Below are 11,912 nucleotides of genomic sequence, written 5' to 3'. Positions count from 1 at the left end.
CATTATATGCGAAAGTATGTTCGTTTTATACTGGTAAATGATTCTTGTCTGACAGAAAATATGATCCAAGGGTTTGAGAGAAGAAAAACATTTAGTAGAATAAAAGCGAAGCATAAGGATAGGAGAGTCATGATGGAGAAATTTGTCGAAAAAATGATGGAACAGGCATTGCGGCAATACGGCAGAAACGTTGCTATAGATCCGTTAAGCCCGTATGAAAAACAAAGCCTGAAAGCAGCTCTAGAAGAGAGACGGAATGAAGAACCAGATGAGGATTTGCATGCTCATATAGAAGATATCATTTATGACTATGTCACAAACCAAGGCTTGTTCTCTTAAACGTATGACTGCCAGTGCTTTCAGCCGCTGATGCGGCTTCACTTTGAAAACACCGCCTGAAACAAATAAACAGTCTCAGGCTTACAGAAAAAGCAGGATTTTCTCACGCTCCATAGATTCATATGGCCTGGCGTAAAATTCCCCCTCAGAACTCGCGCAAAACGGAATAAGCTGTCCATGATCACGCGTATACACTTTTTCGAAGAGATGTGCTCTCTTGTTCTGTCATGCGGCCCATGCCGGTTTTCAGCTTACATCTTGATCTCATAGCCGGTTTCACTGCCGATATGATCTACGTCCTGGCGGCTTAAACTAACACACTCTCACTGACCAATCGCTTTGCTTTTCATCGGACATCCCGTCATTTTCCTTCTTTCAAGATGTAACCCCCGCCACACGCATCCTCAACGCATAGTATATTGCCATTCATACAATCAGGCATACTACATGTCAATAACGAAATATTTTGAACGATCTATTGGAGAAGGAAATTTTTTCATATATGATAGAGAAAGATCATACATACAGGAGAGAATATAATTCATGAAGAAATGGAAAGACATCCACCCGATCAGCTGGACAATTATAATCGGAACCATTTTCGGCAGAATGGCAACATCGATGAGCATTCCTTTTTTAGCGATTTATTTGACAGCCGTCCAAGGCGCATCAGCTTCCTATGCAGGGCTGGTCATCGCCGCGAGCTCATCAGTCGGCATCCTCGCAAGCTTTTACGGCGGATATATCTCAGATAAATTCGGCAGAAAAAACATGATGCTTGTATCAATTTTCGGATGGATGCTGGTATTTGCAGGCTTTGCGGCGGCATCTCATCTCTGGGTGTTTTTTGTAGTTAACGCATTAAACGGTCTTTGCAAATCACTGTTTGAGCCCGCTTCAAAGGCCTTGCTGTCTGATATGACAGAAGAAAAAACGAGACTGCTAGTTTTTAATTTACGCTATGCGGCTATTAATATCGGCGTTGTCTTCGGACCTGTGCTTGGCCTATATTTCGGCTCATCGCAATCGACTACGCCCTTTTTGGTGCCTGCAGTCATTTACGGACTATACGGAATTGTGCTTGCCCTCCAATTTAAAAAACATCCATCCTTATCAGCACCAGCCCAGCCCCGAAATTTGAGCGTGCGGGAAGCGTTTATGGTTACGCAAAAGGATTATCTTTTTACCATTGCTTTGGTCGGCATTACGCTATGCACCTTCGGCTACTCACAATTGAGTTCCACATTCCCTCAGTATATGGCGCAGAGCCCCTTGATCGGCAATGGAACGAAGCTGTATGGGCTGATGCTGACATTAAACGCAATCGTTGTGTTGGCGACGCAATTTCCCATTGTCCATTTTGCAAAACGTTTTTCGCCGCTTTGTTCTCTGATGCTCGGTAATGTGATGGTTAGTATCAGCATGGCCATTTTCACCGTATCACACGGTGTTTCATCACTTGTGATGATTGTCATCACTTTTACAATCGGCGAAGTGCTTTTGTTCTCTATGATGGATTTGTTTGTAGACCAGATTGCAAAACCAGGATTAAAAGGCACTTATTTCGGGGCAATCGGTTTTTCCCAGCTCGGAAACGTCATCGGCCCCTGGGTCGGAGGGATATGTATAGACCTGTTTGGCGCTGGCCGGCCAATTTTTATTTTTTCTGTCCTGAGCGGCATTACCCTGCTCGGACTGCCATTTTTAGCGGTCGCCTATCGGCAGATGAAAACGGCAACCACAAAACACGGTTCCCGTCTGGAAAAGCAGCTTTACATAAAAAACGGAAGAGAATGAATCTCTCCCGCAAACATGAGGTGAAGAACATGTATATAGGTGATGTGATGTTTCAGCTGTTTGTATTTATTATATTTGCCGCTGTCATCTTTGCGGCTGTTACAGGCTTCAAGTATGCGAAAAACCGAAAAGCGCAGCTGGATCGCATTGAGAAAAAGCTGAACAGCCTGTCCGAAGATCACGATTAACAGCTTGGGGCAACGAGCTCTACCTTAATCCGGTCTGGATCCTCACAAAAGACTGCATAATGCCCGTCTCCTCCGGCAAAAGGATGCCTGTCTCGGTACAACACACGATAACCTTTTGCCGTCAATTTTTCAGTCATCTGATCGACTTGAAGCTTGGATTTAGCATGAAATGCGAGATGGTTCAGACCGACTCGGCATCTATGGTATTTCGGCTCTAGAAATGGCTCTTTCGCCTGCACAATCACTAGGTAAAAACGATCTTTCTTCCAGCTGATGCCTGAGCTCCATTTTTGATACTCTTTATAGCCAAGTTCTTTTAAGAACCAGCCCCAAAACCGCCTAGACGCCTCCAAATCAGAGACATACAGTTCAATATGATGCACAATTTCATACCCTCCTTACCAGCACTTCCTCGACCTTATGCCCGTCTCCCTTACGCAAAATGAGATCTGACCTGAATTTAGTCGGCAAAATATTTTCATATAAATTCGGCCGGTTGACACTCTCCCAAATCGAGGCTGCCATCTCGTCAGCCTCCTGATCGGACAAGTCTTTAAATTTATGAAAATATGAATCAGGATTTTGAAAAGCAGTTTCCCGAAGCAGGCGAAAACGCTCTAAATACCAAGTGAAAATCCGGCTTTCCTCCGCATCCACATAAATCGAAAAATCAAAGAAATCGGAAACAAAAATACGCGGGTTTTCCCGGTCATCCTCCAAGGTGGGCGACTGAAGAACATTAATGCCTTCAATAATCACAATATCCGCCTGTTCTACAACCTCGAACACACCTTCCTCGCGGTCATAGGTTAGATGGGAATACACCGGGGCCTTTACGCTGTCCTTTCCTGATTTTAAGTCATTCAAAAACTCAAGCAGCGCCTTTACATCATAGCTTTCAGGAAAACCTTTTCTAGACATCATATTTTTCTTTTTCAGCTCGGCAGTAGGAAATAAAAAACCATCTGTCGTGATAAGGCTCACTTTTGGACGGTCAGGCAAACGCGAAAGCAGCTTCTGCAAGATCCGCGCCGTCGTGCTTTTTCCGACTGCGACACTGCCGGCAATGCCGATAATAAACGGAATTTTGGCTGAATGTGGGTGCTTCAAAAAAACATTGACATGCTTATTGCGTTCAGCCGCAGACTTGACATGTAAATGAAGCAAGCGAACAAGCGGAATATAGATCGTCTCCACTTCTTCAACAGATAGATAATCATTCAATCCTTCCACAGCTTTTGCCTCTTCTTCAGATACAGCAATCGACAAATGCCCCCCAAAACCAGACCAAGACTCCCGATTGTGCTGTGTATATAAAGTATGTAGGTTAAGTTCTTTATTTTTCACTGTTTACACCTGACTCTCTGTAGGTTAAAACCCTTACAAAGATTGTAACGGAAAACCTTTTCACTGTCTGCTTATTTTTCATTTCGTTTTTTTAGCAAATCAGCACCGATTCGGTTATACGCAGCCATTTCATCTTTTGGAACCATGCTTCCTCCCGTTCCCCAGACGACATGTACGGCATGTTCCATCTTATATTTCTGAGCATAGCGCCTTCCCTCTTCTGTCGTAAAAAGCTGAACCGGCCCGAACATGCCGGCAAGAGCAGAGGGCTCTAAATATTTATCTTCAGATACAGCCAGCATATGAAGCAAAGTATAAAGCGTATTGTCCTCTACCGTATAACAGCCGCTCAGAAGCGGTTCAATCAGCTTGCCGACAAATCCTGACGGCCTCCCTACGGCAAGTCCGTCAGCAGCCGTCTGATTATCCAGGCCGATATCCTGGACGGAGATCTTCTCGTGAAGTCCTGAATAAAGCCCTAACAGCATACAAGGTGAATGAGTTGGTTCTGCGAAAAACACATGAACATCATCTCCGTATAAAAGCTTCAGCCCAAATGCTACACCGCCCGGTCCTCCGCCGACTCCGCACGGCAGATACACAAACAAAGGCGTCTCAAGACTTGGCTTTATATTCATACAGTCAAGCTGTGTTTTTAATCGGCTTGCAGCAACAGCATATCCTAAGAACAGCTGTCGAGAATGTTCATCATCAATAAAATAACAGAATGGATCTTGTTCCGCCTGCCGTCTCCCTTCGTTCACCGCTTCGCTGTAATCTGTTTCGTACTCCATAACAGTAACTCCCTTTTGGCGGAGGAGATCCTTTTTCCACTGCTTAGCATCGGCGGACATATGCACTGTCACGCGAAACCCGAGTGCCGCGCCGATGATGCCGATGCTTAAACCTAGATTTCCTGTCGAACCGACAGCAATCGAATAGCGGGAGAAAAACCCGGTAAACCGCTCTTCCTGTAAGATGCGGTAATCATCGGTTTCCTGAAGCATTCCTTCTTGAAGCGCGAGATTTTCAGCATGCTTTAACACTTCATAAATCCCGCCCCTCGCTTTAATCGATCCTGAAATCGGAAGCTCATGGTCGCACTTTAAAAGCCATCTTCCCGGAAATGGCTGCTGATATGTTGCTTCCAGCTTTTCCTTCATATGCTGCACCTCAAAAAGCGGAGACTCGATGATTCCTTTAGCGCCTTTCGTCTCAGGAAACACCTCGGCAATGTAAGGTGCAAACCGCCGCATTCTTTTTTCCGCTTCCTTTATCTCGGTTGCCCACTCATCTGCACGGGGTAATGGCCCCTCTTTCTTGCCTGAATTTTCCCAGAATACAGGCTCTGCATCAATCAGTTTCTGAATAAACAGATCTTTAAGCAGAGCATGAAGGACTTCTGAATGAAATGACATTCAACAATCTCTCCCTTCCACTATCAAAAACTGCCTCGTGAGAAACAAGCCACTCCACCACAGGCAGTTCTATCATTATTTTTTCATGAGCGCGCGTCCTGCCAGCTTTTCTACAAGAGCTGGAAACAGCTGATACAGCTTAGTGCCGGCATTCATTAAACGCGGAAGATTGATCTCCCGCTTTTTCGTAAAAATTGCAGCTGTAATTTGAGCTGCCACGTCATCAGGATCAAGCATCCAGCGGCCGACATTTTTGGCGTAGTCCCCGCCTTTATCAGCAATGGAAAAAAAGTCCGTCTGAATCGGTCCCGGGTTGACTGTTGTCACATAAATGCCGGTTCCCGAAAGCTCCATCCGCAAAGCGTTTGAGTAACCTAACACGGCATGTTTGGTCGCGGAATACAGGCTCGACTTCGGTGTTGCGATTTTCCCCGCTTGAGAGGCGATATTGATGATATGGCCCTTTTTTTGCTCAAGCATTTGCGGAAGCACCGCTTTTGTACAGGCGATCAGGCCGAAGACATTCACATCAAACATCGCTTTCATGTCATCCAATGTAGAGTCTAAAACCGTTTCAAATATACCGAAGCCTGCATTGTTAATCAGTACATCAACCGAGCCGATCTGATCGCGGACCCGGGCGATATCCTCTAGGCGACCGACATCCAGAGGAAAAATCTCACACTGTCCGCTCCATTCCTCGGTTATTTTCCTTTTGATTTCTATCAAACGATCCTCGCGTCTAGCCGACAGCAGGACATGGGCTCCTTCAGCCGCGCATAAGTATGCGATTCTTTCACCAAGCCCTCCTGAAGCGCCGGTTATCCAAATCCTTTTTCCCGCTATATGTTTCACCCATTTCACCTCTTCATTGTTTTAAAGTATGCGGTATTTCCTTCCCAATATGACGTGATGGCTTCTTCAGCCTCCAACACATCAAGGTGACCTGCCGTTTCTGACATCGTTAAAAACAATTCCTTTTCATATACAGCAGGAAAAAGCTGCTGACAGACCTGAAAAGCGGTCATCGGCTTTTCATCCAGCATGCGACGCACATCCTCCGTCCTGTTCCTCTGCTTGTCAAAACGCTTCTCAATCAGCGCTTGTACACTGGTGATAGGCTCGCCGTGACCAGGAAATACGATTGTTGGATCAAGTTGAGACAGCCTTCGCAATGACCGCTGATAATCCACTAAAGGTTTTGACCTGACGTCTCCCGTTTTCGGCGCTTCCAAAATCGGATTAGACGAGCTGTTGGCCAGCAGTAGATCGCCGCCAAGCATCCTTCCGCTTTTTTCATGGAACAGAACGATATGCGATTCAGCATGTCCAGGCATCTCCAACACAGACCAGCCCTCAAGCCCATCTATGCCCATACCTTCTCTGATTGATTTTGTCAGAGATCTCGTACAGGAAAATGCGTACGCTGACCGAATCAGCTTTTCCGCCTTCCCCGTATCAAATGGAACGCCTAATTCAGGCAGCAGCTTTTGAAAAAAACGTTTTTGCCAATCCATAAAGGCTTGATTTCGGCTGATATAAGGTTCGTTGAACGCATGCCCAATCACTTCGATTTCATCTGAAAAGACATCAAGCAAGCCTGCATGGTCAGCATGATGGTGAGTTAGTACAACCTGCTCGATATCTGACATTTTCACATTTACAGCGGCAAGCTGCTCTTGTAGGGCTCTGGCAGCCTCTTTTGTATTCGGCCCGGCATCGATAAGTGTCAGCGCATCACCTTTTACGAGGTAAACGATAACATCGCCGACAGCAAACGGCGTCGGGACGCGGATCGCAATTACATCTTCAGTTGTCATCCTTTCGCTCCTTGTCTTCATTCATTATTCATATTTTAGCTTTTTCTCGGTCTTGTGTCATTATTGCAGAATGAGAACAAACCTTTTTGAAAAAGCTATTGACATTAGCTTGTCCGCCATTGCATAATGAACAACAAACTAAAACGAGAACCATTGGAACGCTATGACGAGGAATAGTATACAAGGCAATGGCCTAAGAGAGCGATACCCCCGGCTGAAAGGTGTTGCGGCCCGCTTGTTTGTAGAACCTGCCCTTAAGTCGCGGTTAGGAAAACCTAAACGTTTCCCGCGTTACGGGATTTGAGCTGAGCACAATTTGTGCTAATGAGGGTGGTACCGCGAACCTTTTCGTCCTTTACGTGATGAAAAGGTTTTTTTGTTGTTCTGATAGAAGGAGGATATCAATGAAAAAGATAGGATTTGTCGGCGCCGGGTCAATGGCAGAAGCAATGATCAACGGCATTTTGCAGAGCGGCATCACAAAACCAGAACATATCTATATTACAAATCGCTCAAATGACGAGCGTCTGATTGAATTAAAGGAAACGTACGGCGTGCGTCCATGCAGAGATAAAAATGAGTTTTTCACTCACACCGATATCATTATCCTCGCTTTCAAACCGAAAGACGCGGCGGAAAGCATCGACAGCATCCGGCCGTATATCAAGGACCAGCTTGTCATTTCAGTACTTGCAGGCCTTACCATCGAAACCATTCAGCATTATTTTGGCAGAAAGCTCCCGGTCATTCGCGTCATGCCTAATACATCAGCGGCAATCAGAAAATCAGCAACCGGATTTTCCGTAAGCGCTGAAGCAAGCCAGAATGATATTAGTGCCGCAAAAGCTCTATTGGAAACAATCGGTGATGCAACACTGGTTGAGGAGCGGCATCTTGACGCTGTCACTGCAATCGCAGGCAGCGGCCCGGCCTATGTGTATCGTTATATTGAGGCGATGGAAAAAGCGGCACAAAAAGTAGGATTAGATAAAGAAACGGCAAAAGCACTCATTTTGCAGACAATGGCAGGGGCAACAGATATGCTCCTCCAAAGCGGCAAACAGCCGGAAAAGCTACGTAAAGAAATCACCAGTCCTGGGGGCACTACAGAGGCAGGTCTTCGCGCTTTACAGGACTCCCGCTTTGAAGAAGCAATTATTCACTGTATTGAAGAAACAGCTAAACGGAGCGCAGAAATCAAAGAACAGTTTGCCGGTGCCGCCTTAGAGAGACATTCTTAGATGTAAGACAAAAACAGAAGGCACAGTGCCTTCTGTTTTTTTATTTTCCCCGCAACAGCTGACCGGCAGACTCTGATTGCTTTAATAGCGCGGAGATTGTAAATGAAAGCAAATCGGGAAGCACTTCAAAGGAATAAGGCATATACAATCTTTCCGTCCATTTATGCGGGTCTTTACCAGCCGGACCGACATTTAAAACCGGAACATATAAAGCCTGAGTTTTACCGTTTGGCAATGAATATCCTCTGTTAAAGAGCGGCATATTGCTTGTGTATGCATCAACCTCCTGTTTTTCCAGCTGAAGATAACTCAAGTCCGAAAGTCCGGGGAAGTACTGGACCTCCCGTAATGCAATGCCGTATCGCTCAGCCGCATAATGCTTTAACTGATCTGCTGTATTTCTGATCAATTGATCATCCTTTGAAGAAACAGCTGGATAAAGCGGCGGACTATAAAACAGAACGATGAGCGGCGCATCCTCCTTACAAAGCGAAGCAAGCTCAGAAACAATTTTCGTCGAAAAATCCCTGTCTCCAAGCTCGCCCCTGTTAGCAAAGGCATAATTTAGAGCCCGCTCTGTTTCCGAGATCCCCGCACGCTTTTTTGCACGCGAGACCAGCTCATCAAATGTCAAAACAGTGACGTCCCGCTCAATCGGCTGAAATGGCTCAAATTGTTGAAAATCCTGTGTTTTCTTCCGAACGTTCGACATGATTTCCTCCGCCGCCTGTTCTGCTGTTTTAAGCAGCATCTGATGCAGCTCACTAGCTGAGCGTTTCATTGACAGCACATTAAATAATGTGACAGCTGTATGCGGTGTCTGGACTGAATATGCCTCTTTCAAGTCCTTTTGCATTAAGTTTACCGGCGGCGGAGTGACCTCGCCATCAACCTTTTCGCAATAATCAGCATTCAGTTCAAGCAAACGGTTAATCTCAGATACCATTAAATTCGCGTTTAGGCCTGAAAACGGCTCTCCAACATGTGTCTCAATCCCCTTGCAGAAAAAACCCGCAAGCACCTTGCCAATGCTTCCTGTATAAAAATATTGCTGCTGATCGCCGGGAAATTTTTCAAACATCGGTTCGGCATTCAGGCAAGCGGTTAATGTGATATCATGCTTTTTCTCCATTTCCTTCAATGCAGGAACCGCTTCAATCATGCCTCTTGAATTCACTTCCTCGTCCGGAACCGTTATCAACAGCAGATTGCCCTCAAAATGTCCGTTCATTGCCCTCTCCAGCATCGACAGTTGAACACAAAGCCCCGCTTTCATATCCATCGTCCCTCTTCCGAACAGCCAGTCTCCGCTTTCGGCATCTCTTCTCACACGTTCCGGGAGCAGCTCTTTTTTCTCTAAAAAGGAGCTCAAAAGCTCAGCAGGCTTGCAAGCCATATGTTTAAATTCGCCGTAATCTTCTATGTCAACGACATCAAAATGACTCAGCAGAAGCACTGTCTTTTTGACATTCTTCTTTTTGACTAGAGCCGTAAGAAAAGATCTGCCATCGTCCATCGGATGAAGTGTTACATCATCAGGGTGCTTTTGAAAATAGGGCTTGTCCTTCAAAATAAAATAAAGATACTCTGCAAGCGCTGCCTCGCCCTTTGAACCGGTGATGCTTTCGTATTGCACAAGAGAAGTTAAAAGTGCCAGCAATTCGTCCTTCGTCTGCCAATTCATTGATTCCGCCCCTCCTATGAATAAAAATGCTTCAATACTGAAAAATAAACTGATTTCTCGTCTATTATACAGAAATATTTGACAAAAGCGGTTCTTTTGAGCAGTTTATATGACGGGAAAGAAATGACTTGATATAATCAATCTCTAAAAACCTTACGGGAGGCGAAAGAAATGGCCAGAAAATTATTTACACCTATTACAATTAAAGATATGACGTTAAAAAACCGCATTGTCATGTCGCCAATGTGCATGTATTCTTCTCATGAAAAGGACGGAAAATTGACACCGTTCCACATGGCACATTACATATCGCGCGCAATCGGCCAGGTCGGACTGATTATTGTAGAGGCGTCAGCGGTTAACCCTCAAGGACGAATCACTGACCAAGACTTAGGCATTTGGAGCGACGAGCATATTGAAGGCTTTGCCAAACTGACTGAGCAGGTCAAAGAACAAGGTTCAAAAATCGGCATTCAGCTTGCCCATGCCGGACGTAAAGCTGAGCTTGAAGGAGATATCTTCGCTCCATCGGCGATTGCGTTTGACGAACAATCAGCAACACCTGTAGAAATGTCAGCAGAAAAAGTAAAAGAAACGGTCCAGGAGTTCAAGCAAGCGGCTGCCCGCGCAAAAGAAGCCGGCTTTGATGTGATTGAAATTCATGCGGCGCACGGATATTTAATTCATGAATTTTTGTCTCCGCTTTCCAACCATCGCACAGATGAATACGGCGGCTCACCTGAAAACCGCTATCGTTTCTTGAGAGAGATCATTGATGAAGTCAAACAAGTATGGGACGGTCCTTTATTTGTCCGTGTATCTGCTTCTGACTACACTGATAAAGGCTTAGACATTGCCGATCACATCGGTTTTGCAAAATGGATGAAGGAGCAGGGTGTTGACTTAATTGACTGCAGCTCAGGCGCCCTTGTTCACGCAGACATTAACGTATTCCCTGGCTATCAAGTCAGCTTCGCTGAGAAAATCCGTGAACAGGCGGACATGGCTACTGGTGCCGTCGGCATGATTACAGACGGTTCAATGGCTGAAGAAATTCTGCAAAACGGACGTGCCGACCTCATCTTTATCGGCAGAGAGCTTTTGCGGGATCCATTCTTTGCAAGAACTGCTGCGAAACAGCTCAATACAGAGATTCCGGCCCCTGTTCAATACGAAAGAGGCTGGTAATGCCCATAAGAGATATCCTGTAGAGGATATCTCTTTTTTTATTTTTAGAGAAACGATCGGCTAAGGTTCTCCGTCTCCCTAGTAGAACCAATTAGAGGAGATGACTCCAATGAAATCAGCTTGGATGGAAAAGACATATACAATTGACGGATGTGCATTTCATACACAGCACCGGAAAGGATCAAGCGGTGTAACGATTGTCTTTGAGGCCGGCTATGGTACTTCTTCTGAGACGTGGAAACCATTAATGGCGGACATTGATGATGAATTTGGCATTTTCACATATGATCGGGCAGGCATAGGAAAAAGCGGGCAAAGCAGAGCTAAACGAACAGCTGATCAACAAGTGAAAGAATTGGAGAGTTTGCTTAAAGCAGCTGATGTAAAACCTCCTTATTTGGCTGTTTCACACTCATACGGAGCTGTCATCACCGGTTTATGGGCCTGCAAAAACAAGTATGATATTATCGGCATGGTCCTTCTTGACCCAGCTTTAGGTGATTGCGCCAGCTTTACCTTTATACCCGAAGAAATGTACAAATCACATACGAGGAAGATGATGCTTGAGGGCACACATGCAGAGTTTTCAAAAAGTCTGCAGGAGCTCAAAAAGCGGCAAGTCCACTTAGGAAACATGCCTCTTCTTGTGTTGTCATCAGGAGAACGGACTGAGAAATTCGCTGCTGAACAGGAGTGGCAAAACTTGCACAGCAGCATATTGTCTCTATCTAACCAAAGCGGCTGGATTCAAGCTAAAAACAGCTCCCACAACATCCATCATGATGAACCTCATATCGTTCACTTGGCTATTTATGACGTATGGTGCGCAGCGTGCCAGCAGGCCGCTCCTCTTTACCAGGCAGTCAATTAACGTAAAAAAAGACCGGGCC

At 45.4% G+C, this 11,912-nt stretch carries 12 protein-coding genes; 6 read left to right on the top strand and 6 right to left on the bottom strand.

Translation table 11 applies throughout. The annotated features are described in order from the left end of the window. The first annotated feature begins 132 nt into the window (after positions 1-132). The 3 genes from WA279_RS03070 to WA279_RS03060 all read left to right on the top strand — a co-directional run bounded on the left by WA279_RS03070 (position 133) and on the right by WA279_RS03060 (position 2,324). Complete coding sequence (locus WA279_RS03070; RefSeq protein ID WP_095431485.1) at positions 133-339, top strand: YqzH family protein; 207 nt, start codon at positions 133-135, stop codon at positions 337-339. Between the two features lie 543 nt (positions 340-882). Further along, positions 883-2,136, top strand: a complete 1,254-nt coding sequence (locus WA279_RS03065) for an MDR family MFS transporter (protein ID WP_336154233.1) — start codon at positions 883-885, stop codon at positions 2,134-2,136. Between the two features lie 29 nt (positions 2,137-2,165). Next, a complete protein-coding gene (locus WA279_RS03060; RefSeq protein ID WP_335388684.1) occupies positions 2,166-2,324 on the top strand; it encodes a hypothetical protein in 159 nt (52 codons plus the stop codon). Here WA279_RS03060 and WA279_RS03055 read toward each other — a convergent pair. The 5 genes from WA279_RS03055 to WA279_RS03035 all read right to left on the bottom strand — a co-directional run bounded on the left by WA279_RS03055 (position 2,321) and on the right by WA279_RS03035 (position 6,909). Further along, a complete protein-coding gene (locus tag WA279_RS03055; RefSeq protein WP_327829330.1) occupies positions 2,321-2,707 on the bottom strand; it encodes a VOC family protein in 387 nt (128 codons plus the stop codon). The genes WA279_RS03060 and WA279_RS03055 overlap by 4 nt on opposite strands. Before the next feature lie 4 nt (positions 2,708-2,711). Beyond that, entirely contained in the window at positions 2,712-3,671 is a 960-nt protein-coding gene (gene coaA / locus WA279_RS03050; protein WP_003245966.1) for a type I pantothenate kinase, read from the bottom strand. 71 nt (positions 3,672-3,742) lie between these two features. Beyond that, a complete protein-coding gene (dsdA, locus tag WA279_RS03045; protein WP_336154231.1) occupies positions 3,743-5,089 on the bottom strand; it encodes a D-serine ammonia-lyase in 1,347 nt (448 codons plus the stop codon). A gap of 75 nt (positions 5,090-5,164) precedes the next feature. Then, positions 5,165-5,944: an SDR family oxidoreductase gene (locus WA279_RS03040; RefSeq protein ID WP_015483409.1), complete on the bottom strand. Its 780-nt coding sequence runs from the start codon at positions 5,942-5,944 to the stop codon at positions 5,165-5,167. Positions 5,945-5,949: 5 nt separating this feature from the next. Beyond that, a complete protein-coding gene (locus tag WA279_RS03035) occupies positions 5,950-6,909 on the bottom strand; it encodes an MBL fold metallo-hydrolase (protein WP_336154230.1) in 960 nt (319 codons plus the stop codon). 404 nt (positions 6,910-7,313) lie between these two features. Here WA279_RS03035 and proC point away from each other — a divergent pair, with 404 nt between their 5' ends. Beyond that, positions 7,314-8,150 carry a pyrroline-5-carboxylate reductase gene (gene proC, locus WA279_RS03030; RefSeq protein WP_216998749.1) on the top strand — a complete coding sequence of 279 codons (837 nt, stop codon included), beginning with the start codon at positions 7,314-7,316 and terminating at the stop codon, positions 8,148-8,150. Between the two features lie 40 nt (positions 8,151-8,190). Here the strand turns inward: proC and WA279_RS03025 are convergent, their stop codons facing one another. After that, on the bottom strand, positions 8,191-9,834 hold the full coding sequence (locus tag WA279_RS03025; RefSeq protein ID WP_336154224.1) for a M20/M25/M40 family metallo-hydrolase: 1,644 nt from the start codon (positions 9,832-9,834) through the stop codon (positions 8,191-8,193). A gap of 171 nt (positions 9,835-10,005) precedes the next feature. Here WA279_RS03025 and namA point away from each other — a divergent pair, with 171 nt between their 5' ends. Then, complete coding sequence (gene namA / locus WA279_RS03020) at positions 10,006-11,022, top strand: NADPH dehydrogenase NamA (protein WP_003230377.1); 1,017 nt, start codon at positions 10,006-10,008, stop codon at positions 11,020-11,022. 109 nt (positions 11,023-11,131) lie between these two features. Then, positions 11,132-11,893 carry an alpha/beta fold hydrolase gene (locus tag WA279_RS03015; protein ID WP_336154221.1) on the top strand — a complete coding sequence of 254 codons (762 nt, stop codon included), beginning with the start codon at positions 11,132-11,134 and terminating at the stop codon, positions 11,891-11,893. Positions 11,894-11,912 lie beyond the last annotated feature (19 nt).

It is taken from the genome of Bacillus sp. 204(2023) (assembly GCF_037027505.1).
Taxonomy (GTDB): Bacteria; Bacillota; Bacilli; order Bacillales; family Bacillaceae; genus Bacillus; species Bacillus subtilis.
The sequence above is the reverse complement of the archived record's forward strand: the minus strand, read 5'-3'. Positions and strand labels throughout refer to the sequence as shown.